Here is a 15,345-nt window from a genome sequence, read left to right as displayed (position 1 = left end):
CACGTCTCAACCAAAGATTACCAACAGATCAGACCAGAGCATTTCCTCTGACATATCTTATTCTTAATAAGCCTGCACCCGAAAGTACATCTGTAAGGCAGGCAAATAGCGTATCTTCGACACCTGTTCCAGAAAAAACCTCGCTGCGATGCACAAAAAATGTATTTGATAACACCTCAAATTATCGCTCTGGTTTCACTAAAAACGTTCGAAAATACCCACCCTTAGATAGAAAAACCGCCATTCCGGTCAGACATGATCTGCGCGACCGTGAATTGCTGCCATGCAATATAATCAGAAAGTCAGTTTAAAATCCCTTCAACCAATGGATAAAGCATCCGCGCGATCGGCTGCCATGCCAAAAGCGGTGTTTTGTTCCATCCTGCCGCTACGTCATATTGAAGTTTGCATTTGCGACACCAGATTACGACGGATCAAACGGGTAAGCGCCTGTTTGGGAACGCGATTCGCAATTCGGTCCCGTTGACCCGGCAATGATGGCTCCTGTGCGGAAATCACAGTCAGACACCTTGAAACACAGGGAAATTGTCGCATATCAGATAAATGAATTTGGTTGGCGTGATATGCTTTGCGGACTATTCTACCCAAACGTATGCATCCTGCCCCTCATCCGTAGTAATTCACTTCGCAACGCGGCTCACCGGATGCCGACAGATAAAAGACAGAGGTTCGCCAATGGCACGTCAAGGCAGCAAAAGACTTTTTACCGCCGAGATGCGGCTTCTCAACAAGCTTGAGAACATGAGCGACATGGTCGCTTTCCCGACCGAGATGCCAACGGACGGCCAGGGTGGTGGCAGCGCGGATGTTTCATCGCTGCATACCGCGATCGAGGACCTCAAGCTTGAACTGCTTGCCGACATTCGCATCATGATCGAGGAGCAGAAAAAGGCCAATGCCCGTCCGACCGACAGCGAACAGGAAGATGCGCGAACTGAATTGCGACTTCTGAAAACCGAAATTCGCGCACTGGCAAACTCGATCCAGGAAACCAAACGCGAAATCGCAGCTCTTTATACCGCGCCCGAAGACAGCAGCGGCACGCGTATCAATATCGTGAAGGGTGAACTTGATTCGGTTGTTGCCGCGACCGAGGACGCAACGGCAAACATCCTTGAAACCGTCGAAAAAATCGATGCGGTTGCCCACAATATCCGCTCGGCAGCCCCGGATGAATATACCCAGGGTCTGGCAGACGACATCGTGGAGCTGGTGGTCAAGGTGTTTGAATCCTGTAACTTCCAGGATCTGACTGGCCAGCGCATTACCAAGGTCGTCAACACCATGAAATATATCGAGGAACGCGTGAACCGCGTGATCGAGATCTGGGGCGATGACGACTTCGGCGAATTTGACCTGCCCGCCGACCCCAAAGGGCTCGATAACCTTGACAAGACTGTCACCAAGGCACCGCAAAACGCCGAACGTGTCAGCCAGGACGAAGTCGATCAGATCTTCTCACAGGAAGAAATCGACGCCCTGTTCGACTGATCAGGGACCGAGCAAACAAAAACAACAAAGCCTGCCAAACTGGCAGGCTTTTTTTTGCGAGATCTCTTTGGTTACTCTGATCCCGGCGATGATTGGCGCATTGGAAAGGATCAGGCGTGACCGGCTTCGCCAGACAGCAATTCGGGGGCAAAGCCCAGCTTGGAAAAAGCCTGTTCCCATTTGTCTTCGCAGTCGACATCAAACAGAAGATCCGGGTCGGCATCCACATGAAGCCATCCGTTGGCAAGGATTTCGCTTTCAAGCTGACCACTGCGCCAACCGGCATATCCAAGTGCGAGAATGCGGCTTTTGGGGCCTTCGCCCAAGGCAATCTGTTCAAGAATATCAACCGTCGCCGTCACCGAAACACCCGGATCGACATGCAGGGTTGCCTCGTTCGAGAAATCGGTGGAATGCAGAACAAAGCCCCGGCTGCTTTCAACCGGCCCGCCAAAATGGACCTGAATGTCTTCGATGGTGGGCGCAGGCCGGGCAATGCCAAGCTGCTCAAGAAGTTCGGGGAATGTGATGCTGTCAATCACACGGTTGATGACAAGCCCCATCGCCCCGTCCTGGTTGTGTGCGCAGATATAGACAACACTTTGCGAAAAACGCGGATCACGCATGCCGGGCATCGCCACCAGCAGCTTCCCACCAAGATATTCGCCTGTATCGATACGCTCAGCCATCTCGTAACTCTTTCTGTCCTGTTTCATCAAGCCTAGCGCGATTGGTGTTCCATTACCATCAAGAACCCCGGAAAGGGCCACATAATATGCATATCAAAAGCCCTTTCCACCTATTGAAGATGTAGGAACGCAAAGGCCGTATCGCCAACTTTTTCGCGAAACTTTCATTGCCTAAAACCCGCAAATTCGGGCGATGCCCGACCATGAATGATAAACCGGTCACATAGTCGTGGCTTGATTTGATCGCCACAGAGGATTACGCCTTCAAGTCAAAGATATCTGCCCATATTGCGCCACATCGGCGGTGCAATCTCGGGATACCGAATATCGGCAATTCAAGGACCAAGACGTGCTGCGCCACCTGATCATTCGTTTTACAGTTCTTTTTGCGGTGACGATCCTGTCCGTCAGTTCGTTTGGCACCGCCAATGCGGCACAGGATATGACGACCGCCTGGACCGACGAGGATTTTGCATCGGTTCGCCTGATCAGTGCCCAAACCCGCACAAACGGATCAGACACATTGCGTCTGGGGCTGGAATTCGAATTGCAGCCGGACTGGAAAATCTATTGGCGCAGTGCCGGCGATGCCGGGTTCCCGCCGCAACTTGACTGGACCGGATCGGAAAATATTGGCGATGCCACCATCCTGTGGCCGGCCCCTCACCGGTTTTCGATCTTCGGGTTGGAAACATTCGGCTACAAAAACCAGATCATTCTGCCGATTGATGTTGCCATTCCCAACCCGGACCAGCCGGTATCCGTCCGGCTGAATGTGGATTATCTGGTTTGCAGTGACATCTGCATCCCGGCAAGTGCGAACTTCAATCTCGACATTCCGGCGACCGCAGCCGATAGCAGCGCGTCCGTTGCCAGCAATCAGGCCCATCAGATCGAAAAGTTCGTTTCGCGCGTACCGTTGCGGGGTACGGATCTTCCGATCTCGGTCAACAGCATTACAGCCCAAAGCGGATCTGAACAGCCGGTTTTGCGTCTTGGCATTTCGGGCCTTACCGATGCCGATGTCAGCGTTGACGACATCCTGATTGAAAGCGATCTGCGCGCCGGGTTCGGGACGCCAGCAGCGGTTTCGCAGCCAGCAGGATCATCACCGGACCTGTCATATTTCGAATTACCTGTCTTCGGGCTTGCGGACGGGCAGTCCCTTGATCAGGCCGCCCTGACCGTCACCGTGATTGCCGGGCCGCTGTCTGTTGAACAACCCGTCACGGTTGGAACCTCGACCCCATCGGCCCAAGCGGGCGCATCATCGGCGGACACCACCAGTATCTGGCTGATCGCGATATTTGCCCTTTTGGGTGGACTTATTTTGAATGTGATGCCCTGTGTGTTGCCGGTCCTGTCGATCAAGGTCATGTCCGTGATCAATATGCGGGCCGAGGATACCAAGCATGTCCGGTCGGGATTCCTGGCCAGTGCAGCCGGGATCATTACGTCTTTCTGGCTGATTGCCGCCGCCCTGGTCGCGATCAAGCTGGCGGGGGGATCAATCGGCTGGGGCATTCAGTTCCAGCAGCCACTGTTCCTGACCGTGATGACAATCATCCTTGCGGTATTTGCCCTGAATATGTGGGGACTGTTTGAGATTTCCGGTCCCAGCGAACTTGGCAACGTGGCAAATGATGCCATTACCGACCAGCAAAGCCGTGGCCGCCATCTGAGCAGCCACTTCCTGACCGGCATGTTTGCCACCTTGCTGGCAACGCCGTGTTCGGCACCATTTCTTGGAACGGCAATCGGCTTTGCGCTGGCTGGCAGCCTGTTTGACATCTTTCTGATTTTCACCCTGCTGGGTGTCGGACTTGCCCTGCCCTATCTTGCCATTGCGATCCGGCCCGGTGTTGCGCGCCTTCTGCCCAAACCCGGACGCTGGATGAATGTGGTCAAGATTGTTCTGGGTCTGGCATTGATCGGAACAGCCATCTGGCTTCTGGGTATTCTTTCTGTCCAGATCGGGTTTGGCGGCGCCATTGCGGTCGGTGGCGGACTTGTTGCTGGCAGTCTGTTTGTATGGGCACGCTCGCGCACAGAAAAATTGCGTCCGCGCTTTGCCTTTACGGCACTTGCAGTGACCGGATTTCTGGTCGCGCTGTTTGCACCGGGATTTGCCAAACCGCCGCAACAGGCAACCATGGCCCGCAGCAATGGTCAGCTTGAATGGCAGGCATTTGCCCCTGATACCATTCCGGCATTGATTGCAAATGGCAAAACGGTTCTGGTCGATGTTACTGCCGAATGGTGCGTGACCTGTCAGGTCAACAAGAAGCTGGTGCTTGAAACATCCGAAGTTGCCCGGGCACTTGGTGCAGACAATGTGGTGTTGATGCAGGCTGACTGGACCCGCCCGGATCAGGAAATCGCGGATTATCTGGCCTCCTATGGCCGGTTTGGCATTCCGTTCAATGCGGTATTTGGTCCGGATGCCCCGGACGGCATTCTTCTTTCCGAGTTGCTAAGCGTTGATGCCGTCCTGGATGCGTTGCAAAAGGCAGGGGTCGGTAACGGGGCCAAGATCGCAAAAGGCGGTGCGTAACCACATTTGTTTGTGACCATGCATGATCGCCATCATGCATCGACCTGAATCAAAGTTCCTAAAAACTCTGTTCGATGGCATTGAATGTCCTGCGAATTTGGTGTTTGATTCAGGTCCAAGAGTTCCACCGCGCAGTCAACGGGATTGCGCCATCAAACGGAGATACCCATGACCATCACAGTCGGCAACGAGATCCCGGACGTTACCCTGTTCCGCGCGACCAGTGACGGCCCCGAAGCTGTCAATTCCAAGGAATTCTTCGCAGGCCGCAAAGTGGTCCTGTTTGCAGTGCCGGGCGCCTATACCCCGACCTGTTCTGCAAAACATCTGCCGGGCTTTGTCGCCAAGGCTGACGAGATCAAGGCAAAGGGTGTTGATGAAATCGCCTGCCTGGCGTCGAACGATGCCTTTGTACTCCAGGCATGGTCGGTAAGCGAAAAGGCCGACAACATCACCATGCTGTCGGACGGTGATCTGTCATTTGTTGATGCCACCGGCCTTGAACTTGATCTTACCGGTCGTGGCCTTGGCAAACGCGCCAACCGCTTTGCCATGATCGTCGACAACGGCAAAGTCACCCATCTTGCTGTTGAAGAACCCGGTGTGTTCGAAGTTTCCAGCGCAGAAGCGGTTCTTGAGAAACTCTGATCCGATCCGGTCGATCTGATCACCACAACAGAGAAAGCTCCGCAGATACCTGCGGAGCTTTTCTTTTCATGCAATATGACAGACGATCATGCCCGCGCGACTAGCGCGGCAAAAGAACCGGGATCGGATCTTCGCTTTCGTCGTAATCACATTCAAAGGTCGGATTGGTGTGTTTTGCAATGAAATGCACAACGCCCTCGCGGAAGTTGCCCTTGATCGGCGACCAGCTCATGAAGACGCCACCACGGCCGTCATATTCACGAATGTCCGGATCGCGCATCAGTTCGGCAAAACTGTGCCCCAAATCCTCTGTCGCGCCGGCAACCAGCCATGATGGCTTCAGACCGCCATGCCACAACAGATAAACCCCGCCGACACCATCCAGACCGAGCTCCTTGATGTCGTCGATCATGAACAGGCGGTAATATTCTCCGCGCGGGCTCTTTCGCCATTTGATATCCTGAGCCTTAGGCTGGCGAATAGCACCAAGAGACCAAAATCCCATAGCAACCTCCAAGCACGCCAAAACGCGTGCAACCGTGCGTTACACGCATCCCAACAACGCTTCTTATTCTTATAGGTGTAAACCTATCCCAACATATGTAAACGATTAGTTGACGTCAGATCCTTAGTCACGGCCGTCAACCTTCTTCTTCGGAAGGATCGTGTACGTCTGTTACCGCAAATATAGGAATAAAAACAAGAAATTCATCCCTAATCGAACAATTTGTCGATGTCGTCCTGACTGATGCCTTCGCCCTCAAGTTGCGGACCATTCAACAAATCGGCATCTTCGACCGGATTGTCCTTTTCAGAACTTTCGGGAACCGGAAGGTCAGCAAATGCATCCTCGCCCCAGATCAGGATCATGTTGTGGACGCGTTCTTCGACGAATTCGAGTGTGCGCACAACCTTGTTGATGCGCTGTCCGGTAATGTCCTGGAAATTACAGGATTCAAAGATTTTGGTAACGATAAAGGCAATCTGTTCAACGTGATCGGCCACGAATTCGCTTGGTGCGGAATTCTTCAGCGTCATCGCCAGATCATCAATCTGTTCGGCAGATTCCAGAATGGTGTGGGTTGCCATTTCGGTATCTTTGACAATGGCATCAAGTTCGGATGCTGCACTGATCAGACGGTCATCAGACGCCTTTGGATGGCGTAGCGACGCGATCTGGATCTTGGCCTTGTGAATATGTTCGTTCATTTCTGCGATCTGGGTCCGGATCAGTTCCAGATCATCGCGGTCGGGCTCGGAAGCACCGGGGCGGTTGCTGTGGGTGAAGTTGCTTGAGACCGGATCGGGAAGTTCGTCAACCGGCGCATCATTTGAGGCCACCGGTGCTGCGGCAACCGCATCTGCATTGATGGTTCCGCCCGACGCTACCGCTTCACGCAGTTGCGATACTTCCCCACGCAGCGCGCGGATTTCATCAAGAACAGCCTGTGTCAGTTCAGACGGTTCCGCAGCCGGCTTTGGCGATGGCAGGGATGCCGACATTGCGTCGCCTGCACCCATTCCGCTTTCAAGCGTCGGATCGAAAAAGGAATCCGACCAATCTTCAACGACCCCACCTGTTCGCTCTTTTAACCGACGTTCTGCAGTAAACACCTTCTGAACACGACGCGACATGATCGACTTCAAACCTCCAGAACGGGCAAGGCCCATTCACCAAATCCCCAAACGCACCGTTTGACGGTGTCGTTCATTACCTTTCGAACAAGTATAAGGGTGCAGATTGCAACAAGTCCAATGTGTTTCAAGTACAAGTCCTTGAAAAAGAACACCCCGGCGATTGGCCGGGGTGTTTTCAAGCAGGTAGTAGCGTTGTGTATCAAGCCGTTTCCGGTTGCCAGCGCAAAACAGGCTTACGCGCAGCCGCCGTTTCATCAAGACGGCGACGCGGGGTCAGATACGGCGCATTCTTGAAGAATTCGGCATCACCCGACTCGGCTTTTGCCACCAGTGACAACACCGCATCACAGAACTGATCGATCGATTCCTTGGTTTCGGTTTCGGTCGGTTCAATCAGCAATGCCCCATGGACAACCAGCGGGAAATACATGGTCATCGGGTGGAACCCTTCGTCGATGATCGCCTTGGCCAGATCCAGTGTCGAAACACCGGTATCCTTAAGAAAGCTGTCATCAAACAGGGCTTCGTGCATGCAATAGCCAGGGAAAGCCACGCTGAGCTTTTCCTTGAGACGTGCGAGCAGATAGTTGGCATTCAGAACCGCATCACCGGAAGCCTGACGCAGACCATCTGCACCGTGACTCTTCATATAGGTCAAAGCACGGATGAACATGCCCATCTGACCATGGAAACCCTTCAGACGGCCAAACGGCTTCATGCCGTCATTTTCGTCTGCGGTTTCAACCAGATGGAAGCCGTTTTCATTGCGCACGACATAGGGGATCGGCGCATAGGGTGCCAATGCCTCGGAGAACACAACAGGCCCGGAACCCGGTCCACCGCCACCATGCGGGGTCGAGAAGGTCTTGTGCAGGTTGATATGCATCGCATCAACGCCAAGATCGGCCGGGCGTACACGACCGACAATGGCGTTGAAGTTCGCACCATCGCAATAGAAATAACCGCCTGCTGCATGCACCAGATCGGCAATCTTGCGAACGTCACGTTCAAACAGACCACAGGTATTCGGGTTGGTCAGCATGATGCCAGCCACATCGTCACCAAGCTTGGCTTCGAATGCGGCCAAATCGACACGGCCATCTTCGGTTGCCGGGATCGAGTCCACGGTAAAGCCACAGGCAGCAGCCGTTGCCGGGTTGGTTCCGTGTGCGGATTCCGGCACCAGAACACGACGACGGTTTTCACCGCGCGCATCAAGGGCGGCACGGATCGCCATCATGCCACACAGTTCGCCCTGTGCACCGGCAGCCGGTGACATGGAAACCGCTGGCATGCCGGTCAGAACCAACAACCAGTGCGCACAGGTATCAATCAGTTCCAGGGCGCCCTGAACGGTGCTTTCGGGCTGCATCGGATGAAGGTCGGAAAGACCGGGCAAACGCGCGACTTTTTCGTTCAGACGCGGGTTATGCTTCATGGTGCAGGATCCCAGCGGGAAGAAGCCGGAATCAATACCGAAGTTTTTCTGCGACAGGCGGGTAAAGTGACGCACCACCTGCGGCTCGGACAGGCCCGGAAGGCCGACATTGCTGTCACGGTCAAGACCGCCAAGACGCGACTTGGTTCCTTTGGGTTCCGGAAGGTCAACACCGGTACGGCCCGGCTGACCCTGTTCAAAGATCAGCTTTTCTTCCAGAACAAGTCCACGGTTGCCGGTATGGGTTGCGAACGTCATGCCAGCACCTCCTTCAATGCGCCCGCAAGGGCTGCGATATCTTCGTCGGTATTGGTTTCGGTAACCGCAACCAGAAGGTAGTTATCAAGATCCGAACGGTTCGGATAAAGACGCGACAGCGGAACACCACCCAGAACGCCTTTGGCAACCAGTGCTTCGACCACCTCGGCCGCCGGCTTGGTCAGCTTGACGGTGAATTCGTTAAAGAAGCTGTCATTGACCACCGATGCGCCCGGAACCGCGTCAATTGCGTCTGCGGCCTTGCAGGCATTTTCATGGTTCAACGTTGCCAGACGGCGATAACCGTCTTCGCCAAGCAGGCTCATATGCACCGTGAATGCCAGCGAACACAGGCCCGAGTTGGTGCAGATGTTCGAGGTCGCCTTTTCACGACGGATATGCTGTTCACGGGTCGAAAGGGTCAGAACAAAGCCACGCTTGCCGTCCTGATCAACCGTTTCACCACAAAGACGACCCGGCATCTGACGGACCAGTTTCTGGGTGGTGGCGAACAGACCGACATACGGCCCGCCATAGTTCAGAGCGTTACCGATCGACTGACCTTCGCCGCAAACAATATCTGCGCCAAAGCTGCCCGGTGATTTGATTGCACCGAATGCAACTGCTTCGGTAAAGACAACAACCAAAAGTGCTCCCTTGGCATGGCAAAGATCGGCAAGACGGGTGTGGTCCTGAATGCGGCCAAAGACGTCCGGATACTGAACAACCACGCAGGCAGTCTGATCATCGATCAGTTCGCCAAGTTCTTCGACCGTGGCCTGCTGTTCGGGGTTGCCATCACGTCCGGCAACTTCGGTATCGCTATACTGGCAATAGGTTTCGGTCACTTCGCGGTAATGCGGGTGCAGACCACCCGACAGAACAGCCTTTTTGCGACGGGTCGCACGGCAGGCCATCAGAACGGCTTCGGCACAGGACGTTGCGCCATCCCACATCGATGCGTTTGCCACATCCATGCCGGTGATCGATGCCACCTGGGTCTGGAATTCGAACAGATACTGCAACGTACCCTGTGCGATTTCCGGCTGATAGGGCGTATAGGCCGTCAGGAATTCACCACGCTGAATGACATAGTCAACCGTCGCAGGAACATGGTGGCGATACGCACCGGCACCCAGAAAACTTGGCGCACTTGAAGTACCGATATTTTTGGCAGCCAGTGCCTGCATGTCGCGTTCGACCTGCATTTCACCGAGATGATGCGGCAGGTCAACCGGCGCATCAAGCAACGCGCCTTCGGGCACGTCACTGTAAAGTTCATCAACCGATGACGCCCCGATGGTTTCAAGCATCGCGGCGCGATCAGCACGTGTCAGGGGAAGATAACGCATACTTACAGACCTTCGACGAAGTCTTTATAGGCTGCTTCATCCATCAGCTCATCAAGCTGGGACTCATCAGTCAGCGACATTTTAAAGAACCAGCCATCGGTTTCCGGTGCTTCGTTCACCAGTGCCGGGTTGGCATCAAGTTCTTCGTTGATTTCAACAACTTCACCATCAAGCGGGGCATAAACATCGCTTGCGGCCTTGACCGATTCAACGACGGCGGCATCACCGTCCTTGGTCAGTTTCTTGCCGATTTCAGGAAGCTCGACATACACGATATCGCCCAGCGACTGCTGCGCGTAATCTGTGATGCCGACGGTTGCGATACCGTCTTCGAGCTCGATCCATTCATGTTCCTGCGAGAATTTCTTAGCCATGATCTTTGTCCCTGTTGATCGGTTGTCTGCGAGGCGGCACACGCCGCACATTCTCAAGATTTGCAGCAATCAGCCGCGGAAATAGCGATGCGGTGCGAACGGGAGTTCAACCACCTCTGCCGGACGGGCCTTGCCGCGCACCATAAGATCGACCTTGGTGCCCGGTTCGGAAAATTCAATTGCGACATAGCCCATTGCAATCGGGCCATCGACGGTCGGGCCAAAACCACCAGATGTGATTTCGCCGATCTCTTCGCCGTCGCTGTTCAAAATCTGGGTATGTTCGCGTGCAGGCGCCTTGCCTTCGGGCTTGATGCCGACACGTTTGCGATCCGCCCCGTTTGCCAGCTGATCAAGAATGACATCCGCGCCTTTGAAACCGCCTTCTTCGCGGCGGCGCTTGTTGATGATCCAGTTCAGATCGGCCTCAACCGGGGTCGTGGTGGTGTCAATGTCATTGCCATAAAGGCAAAGCCCTGCTTCCAGACGCAGGGAATCACGGGCACCAAGACCGATTGCCTCGACTTCTGCCTCGGCCAGCAATTTGCGCGCAAGTTCTTCGGCACGATCATTGGGCACGGAAATTTCATAGCCGTCTTCGCCGGTATAGCCCGAACGCGTGACAAAGCAGGCAATGCCGGCAATATCAATCTCGGCAAAGCTCATGAATTTCAGATCGGCAACAGCCGGGGCAAAGCGCGCCAGAACATTGGCGGCCTCTGGCCCCTGAAGCGCCATCAGCGCACGGTCATCAATTTCTTCAAGGGAAACGCCGTCACCAAGGTTGGCACGCATGTGAACAATATCGTCATCCTTGCACGCCGCATTGATCACCAGAAACAGGCTGTCACCGGCATTGGTGATCATCAGATCGTCAAGGATCGTGCCATCGTCCTGGGTGAAGGTCGAATAACGGGTGCGCCCCGGTTTCAGGATCGCGATATCGCCAGGCACCAGTTTTTCAAGTTCGGCGAAGCGGTTTTCACCGGTCAGACGAACCTGTCCCATGTGGGACACATCAAAAAGTCCGGCCTTGGCACGCGTATGAAGATGTTCGCCCTTAACACCCAGCGGGTATTGAACCGGCATGTCATATCCGGCGAATGGCACCATTTTGGCGCCAAGTTCCACATGGAGGTCATAAAGGGCGGTTTTAAGCAGTTCTGGCTGATGATCGGCCATCAAGGTCTCCCGGACAGTCGTTGCGAAACATAGCCGACCAATGGCCAACCACATTCCCCCTCTGTCTTGGAGCCTGAAAGAATCACAGCCGACTTGTCGCGACGGTCTGCTTACATCTTCGGCGAGGCGGTCACCGGCAATTCAAATTGATGCCGCCTGCTTTCCAGAGTCCCATCTCCCCGCGGTCCGTTTGCCTGAGAGTTTCCGGGGTGGTTGCTCCTTCGGCGTCCGCGCAATCCGTTATGGACCGTGGCACTCTCCCACGGGGATCACTTGGGTATGCGTCCTTATACGTATTTCGCTCCCGGTCGACCAGCCCCAAAATTCGGGCAATCACCCGGGCAGGTTTTCAACCCGCCGCTGTCAGTTCGTACCGAAACGACGATTATAGTCGAGCTGATCGGCACTTAGCTGGAATCCGAGATAAATCTCGTAGTCGGGACCGGCCCAGACATCATCAAGCGGAACAGACAGGGTGACCTGCTCGTCACGGTAACGCGCCATATTAAGATTGTCCGCAAACGGCATTGTCACATCAAACACCGACTTCTGAACAAACTTTCCATCGGGATCGCGAAGGGCGACGAAATATTTGAACGATGCCGAACGCCCCTGTGCCGCCGGGCCCAGCTCGGCCGTAATGATCGGGCTGATGATGACATCAAGCGTCTTGTCATCAAGGTCATAGCCACAGTCACCAAGATATCCGGTGAACTCTGCCTCGACGATCACATCGGTCAGATCCTTCCCACCGCCAGCGAACTGAACAAGCTTTGCCGTATCCTTTGGCAGATAGGCTGCCGGGCAGGTCGGAACAGGCTGCTCTTCAAACGGGTTACTGCTGCATGCTGCAAGCAATCCCCCAACCGAGACCATCCCCAATGCACAAACGCGCCGCAGTCCGTTACCGATCGTCATCCAAGCCTCTATCAAACCATCTGTTTTCTGACATATGCATGATCTGCACTGTCGTGGCGCAGTCTATTCTTTCGCCGTAAGCCGCACAACCCGCTTCGACGATTGCCACGAAATGAAAACACAAAATCGGGTGCAATTGTTCCCGGGGGGATCGGTGCTCAGTCATTGCGCCACAAGGTCAGGCAGGTTATGTAACGAGAACGTTTGAATAAGTGCAGCGGGCTTGTCCCGGCACAATTTGGAAACCGGACCCGTATCATGCCTGACAAAGCCAGTCTTCGGATCGTTCTTGCCAACCCGCGCGGCTTCTGCGCCGGGGTAGATCGTGCGATTGAGATCGTGGAAAAGGCGCTCGAAAAATATGGTGCGCCGGTTTATGTCCGTCACGAAATCGTCCACAACAAATTTGTCGTCGACCGCCTGCGTGATATGGGCGCTGTTTTTGTTGATGAACTGGACGCGGTTCCCGATGGTGTGCCGGTCATCTTTTCGGCCCACGGGGTCCCGAAATCCGTCCCCGAAGCGGCCGAAACCCGCAAGCTTGAATATCTTGATGCGACCTGCCCGCTGGTATCAAAGGTCCATCGTGGTGCGGAACGTCATTTTGCCGATGGCAAACATATTCTTCTGATCGGCCATGCCGGCCACCCGGAAGTCATCGGTACGATGGGCCAGCTTCCGGTCGGCAGCATGACCTTGATCGAAACAGAAGAAGATGCCGAAAATCTTGAAGTCGAAAATCCCGAAAACCTTGCTTTCGTGACCCAGACAACCCTGTCACTTGATGACACGGCCAAGATCATCGAGATCCTTCAGCGCCGCTTCCCGGCGATTTCGGTCCCGAAAAAGGAAGACATCTGCTATGCGACGACCAACCGTCAGCATGCTGTCAAACTGATTGCCGAAAAGGCCGATGCGATTCTGGTTCTCGGCGCACCGAATTCGTCAAACTCCAACCGGCTGGTTGAAGTCGCCAAGCGCGAAGGATGCACACGTTCGGTTCTGGTCGAACGGGCGCATGACATTGACTGGAACAAGCTTGACGGTATCAGCACCCTTGGCATTACCGCCGGTGCCTCTGCCCCGGAAATTCTGGTCGAGGAAGTGATTGATGCCTGCCGTGAACGTTATGACGTCACGGTCGAAACCATTACCTTGACCGACGAGAACGTGACATTCAAATTGCCACGTCAGCTTGCCAGCTAAGATATTATAGCTGCTTACTTTTCAAGTTCAGGACCACGTTAAATCCAATGGCCGTCTATACCGACGTTTCAGACGAAGACATCGCCCGTTTTGTCGCCGAATATGACATCGGTGATGTTGTCTCGTTCAAGGGCATCGCAGAAGGTGTCGAAAACACCAACTTCCTGCTTCAGACGACCGAGGCGCCATTCATCCTGACCCTGTATGAGAAGCGCGTTAATCCGGACGACCTGCCATTTTATCTGGGCCTGATGGATCATCTGTCGGCCAAGGGACTGAACTGTCCGACCCCGATCCATGGCACTGACGGTGTTGCGCTTCGTCGCCTGTGCGGCCGGCCCGCAGCAATCACATCCTTCTTACAAGGCATGTCGCCACGGCGCATCCTTCCCCATCATTGTGCGGGTCTTGGCACCGCATTGGCCAAGTTGCATATCGCCGGTCTGGATTTTGAAATGCATCTTCCCAACGCGCTGAGCGTCAAGGGATGGCGTGGTTTGGTCGAAAGTTGCCGGGAACATGCCGATGATGTCGAACCCGGTCTTGGCAAAATGATCGGTGACGAAATCGACTATCTCGAAGCAAACTGGCCCCATGACCTGCCCAAGGGGGTCATTCATGCCGATCTGTTCCCGGACAATGTTTTCTTCTTCCCGGGCAAGGAAGATGTATCGGGGCTGATTGATTTCTATTTCGCGTGCAATGATCTGCTTTGCTACGACATTGCGATCTGCATGAATGCCTGGTGCTTCGAACCTGACAACAGCTTTAACGTCACCAAGGCCAAGAACCTTTTGTCGCAATATGGCAAGGTACGGTCGCTTGGTGATGCGGAAATTGCCGCTTTGCCGGTTCTGGCCCGTGGTGCAAGCCTGCGCTTTTTGCTGACCCGTCTTTATGACTGGGTCAACACCCCCAAAGACGCCCTGGTTACGCCCAAAAATCCCCGTGAATACATCAATAAACTGCGTTTCCATCAACGGGTGGACAATGCAGCCGCCTATGGACTTGACTAAGGATACCACGAGATGAATTCACAAAATGGCGGCGACAACCACGTCGAGATTTACACCGACGGCGCATGCAGCGGCAATCCGGGCCCGGGTGGCTGGGGGGCGATCCTTCGGTTCAAGGGCGTGGAAAAGGAACTTTCGGGGGGTGATCCCGAAACCACCAATAACCGCATGGAAATGATGGCGGCAATCAGCGCGCTTGAGGCGCTTAAACGCCCCTGTGTGGTCGATATTTATACCGACAGCAGCTATGTCCGTGACGGCATTACCAAATGGATTTTCGGCTGGCAGAAGCGCGGCTGGAAGACGGCGGACAAGAAACCCGTCAAGAATGTCGAGTTGTGGCAACGCCTGCTTGATGCCCTGAAACCGCACAAGGTTGAATGGCACTGGGTCAAGGGTCACGCCGGCCATCCCGAGAACGAACGATGCGACGAACTGGCCCGGATGGCGGTTCCAAAATCGTGATATTTTCGGTCTTGTGCCGACAAACGCTTGAAGCTTCAGCACTTCGCCCCAAAATAGACGATGCAGGTTGTTGCAACTATTTATTTATCAGGAAA

General features: G+C 54.4%; 14 protein-coding genes and 2 riboswitches. Of the genes, 6 read left to right on the top strand and 8 right to left on the bottom strand.

Annotated elements, in window-relative coordinates:
- Positions 1-696 precede the first annotated feature (696 nt).
- Complete coding sequence (locus M9H61_RS16840) at positions 697-1,512, top strand: hypothetical protein (RefSeq protein WP_170310067.1); 816 nt, start codon at positions 697-699, stop codon at positions 1,510-1,512.
- A gap of 110 nt (positions 1,513-1,622) precedes the next feature.
- On the opposite strand, the gene M9H61_RS16835 is transcribed toward M9H61_RS16840, so the two are convergent.
- Complete coding sequence (locus tag M9H61_RS16835) at positions 1,623-2,201, bottom strand: YqgE/AlgH family protein (RefSeq protein ID WP_101245412.1); 579 nt, start codon at positions 2,199-2,201, stop codon at positions 1,623-1,625.
- Positions 2,202-2,550: 349 nt separating this feature from the next.
- Here M9H61_RS16835 and M9H61_RS16830 point away from each other — a divergent pair, with 349 nt between their 5' ends.
- Both M9H61_RS16830 and M9H61_RS16825 read left to right on the top strand, forming a co-directional pair.
- On the top strand, positions 2,551-4,755 hold the full coding sequence (locus M9H61_RS16830) for a protein-disulfide reductase DsbD (RefSeq protein ID WP_250281791.1): 2,205 nt from the start codon (positions 2,551-2,553) through the stop codon (positions 4,753-4,755).
- Positions 4,756-4,923: 168 nt separating this feature from the next.
- Positions 4,924-5,403: a peroxiredoxin gene (locus M9H61_RS16825; RefSeq protein WP_101245410.1), complete on the top strand. Its 480-nt coding sequence runs from the start codon at positions 4,924-4,926 to the stop codon at positions 5,401-5,403.
- Positions 5,404-5,503: 100 nt separating this feature from the next.
- Here M9H61_RS16825 and M9H61_RS16820 read toward each other — a convergent pair whose 3' ends face one another.
- The 7 genes from M9H61_RS16820 to M9H61_RS16790 all read right to left on the bottom strand — a co-directional run bounded on the left by M9H61_RS16820 (position 5,504) and on the right by M9H61_RS16790 (position 12,563).
- A complete protein-coding gene (locus M9H61_RS16820; protein ID WP_228194580.1) occupies positions 5,504-5,908 on the bottom strand; it encodes a hypothetical protein in 405 nt (134 codons plus the stop codon).
- A 209-nt stretch (positions 5,909-6,117) separates the two neighbouring features.
- Complete coding sequence (locus M9H61_RS16815; protein WP_101245873.1) at positions 6,118-7,038, bottom strand: protein phosphatase CheZ; 921 nt, start codon at positions 7,036-7,038, stop codon at positions 6,118-6,120.
- 202 nt (positions 7,039-7,240) lie between these two features.
- On the bottom strand, positions 7,241-8,737 hold the full coding sequence (gene gcvPB / locus M9H61_RS16810; RefSeq protein ID WP_250281788.1) for an aminomethyl-transferring glycine dehydrogenase subunit GcvPB: 1,497 nt from the start codon (positions 8,735-8,737) through the stop codon (positions 7,241-7,243).
- Positions 8,734-10,089, bottom strand: a complete 1,356-nt coding sequence (gene gcvPA, locus M9H61_RS16805; protein ID WP_206926763.1) for an aminomethyl-transferring glycine dehydrogenase subunit GcvPA — start codon at positions 10,087-10,089, stop codon at positions 8,734-8,736. Before gcvPA ends, gcvPB begins: the two co-directional genes overlap by 4 nt.
- Positions 10,090-10,091: 2 nt before the next feature.
- Entirely contained in the window at positions 10,092-10,463 is a 372-nt protein-coding gene (gcvH, locus tag M9H61_RS16800; protein WP_101245406.1) for a glycine cleavage system protein GcvH, read from the bottom strand.
- Positions 10,464-10,532: 69 nt separating this feature from the next.
- A complete protein-coding gene (gene gcvT / locus M9H61_RS16795; RefSeq protein WP_250281786.1) occupies positions 10,533-11,645 on the bottom strand; it encodes a glycine cleavage system aminomethyltransferase GcvT in 1,113 nt (370 codons plus the stop codon).
- 59 nt (positions 11,646-11,704) lie between these two features.
- Positions 11,705-11,814: riboswitch (glycine riboswitch) on the bottom strand.
- A gap of 3 nt (positions 11,815-11,817) precedes the next feature.
- A riboswitch (glycine riboswitch) is annotated at positions 11,818-11,918 on the bottom strand.
- 90 nt (positions 11,919-12,008) lie between these two features.
- Positions 12,009-12,563, bottom strand: a complete 555-nt coding sequence (locus tag M9H61_RS16790; RefSeq protein ID WP_250281785.1) for a hypothetical protein — start codon at positions 12,561-12,563, stop codon at positions 12,009-12,011.
- A 258-nt stretch (positions 12,564-12,821) separates the two neighbouring features.
- On the opposite strand from M9H61_RS16790, the gene ispH reads away from it, so the two are divergent.
- From ispH to rnhA, 3 genes are read left to right on the top strand one after another with little or no spacing between them, the layout of a single operon-like run.
- The gene (gene ispH, locus M9H61_RS16785; RefSeq protein WP_101245403.1) at positions 12,822-13,769 is read left to right on the top strand and encodes a 4-hydroxy-3-methylbut-2-enyl diphosphate reductase; all 948 of its coding nucleotides are present in this window, start codon (positions 12,822-12,824) and stop codon (positions 13,767-13,769) included.
- 47 nt (positions 13,770-13,816) lie between these two features.
- Entirely contained in the window at positions 13,817-14,785 is a 969-nt protein-coding gene (locus tag M9H61_RS16780) for a homoserine kinase (protein ID WP_101245402.1), read from the top strand.
- A 12-nt stretch (positions 14,786-14,797) separates the two neighbouring features.
- Positions 14,798-15,250 carry a ribonuclease HI gene (gene rnhA, locus M9H61_RS16775; protein ID WP_101245401.1) on the top strand — a complete coding sequence of 151 codons (453 nt, stop codon included), beginning with the start codon at positions 14,798-14,800 and terminating at the stop codon, positions 15,248-15,250.
- The last annotated feature ends 95 nt before the right edge of the window (positions 15,251-15,345 follow it).

The organism is Thalassospira sp. GO-4 (assembly GCF_023588965.1).
Lineage (GTDB): Bacteria > Pseudomonadota > Alphaproteobacteria > Rhodospirillales > Thalassospiraceae > Thalassospira > Thalassospira povalilytica.
This window is presented reverse-complemented; position numbering and strand designations above follow the sequence as displayed.

Excerpts from the sequence above, each read along its gene's own strand:
- ispH (WP_101245403.1), top strand. The coding sequence starts at position 12,822 with ATGCCTGACAAAGCCAGTCTTCGGATCGTTCTTGCCAACCCGCGCGGC.
- M9H61_RS16825 (WP_101245410.1), top strand. The coding sequence starts at position 4,924 with ATGACCATCACAGTCGGCAACGAGATCCCGGACGTTACCCTGTTCCGC.
- M9H61_RS16790 (WP_250281785.1), bottom strand. The coding sequence starts at position 12,563 with ATGACGATCGGTAACGGACTGCGGCGCGTTTGTGCATTGGGGATGGTC.
- M9H61_RS16820 (WP_228194580.1), bottom strand. The coding sequence starts at position 5,908 with ATGGGATTTTGGTCTCTTGGTGCTATTCGCCAGCCTAAGGCTCAGGAT.
- gcvPA (WP_206926763.1), bottom strand. The coding sequence starts at position 10,089 with ATGCGTTATCTTCCCCTGACACGTGCTGATCGCGCCGCGATGCTTGAA.
- M9H61_RS16780 (WP_101245402.1), top strand. The coding sequence starts at position 13,817 with ATGGCCGTCTATACCGACGTTTCAGACGAAGACATCGCCCGTTTTGTC.
- gcvT (WP_250281786.1), bottom strand. The coding sequence starts at position 11,645 with ATGGCCGATCATCAGCCAGAACTGCTTAAAACCGCCCTTTATGACCTC.
- M9H61_RS16835 (WP_101245412.1), bottom strand. The coding sequence starts at position 2,201 with ATGGCTGAGCGTATCGATACAGGCGAATATCTTGGTGGGAAGCTGCTG.
- gcvH (WP_101245406.1), bottom strand. The coding sequence starts at position 10,463 with ATGGCTAAGAAATTCTCGCAGGAACATGAATGGATCGAGCTCGAAGAC.
- gcvPB (WP_250281788.1), bottom strand. The coding sequence starts at position 8,737 with ATGACGTTCGCAACCCATACCGGCAACCGTGGACTTGTTCTGGAAGAA.
- rnhA (WP_101245401.1), top strand. The coding sequence starts at position 14,798 with ATGAATTCACAAAATGGCGGCGACAACCACGTCGAGATTTACACCGAC.
- M9H61_RS16840 (WP_170310067.1), top strand. The coding sequence starts at position 697 with ATGGCACGTCAAGGCAGCAAAAGACTTTTTACCGCCGAGATGCGGCTT.
- M9H61_RS16815 (WP_101245873.1), bottom strand. The coding sequence starts at position 7,038 with ATGTCGCGTCGTGTTCAGAAGGTGTTTACTGCAGAACGTCGGTTAAAA.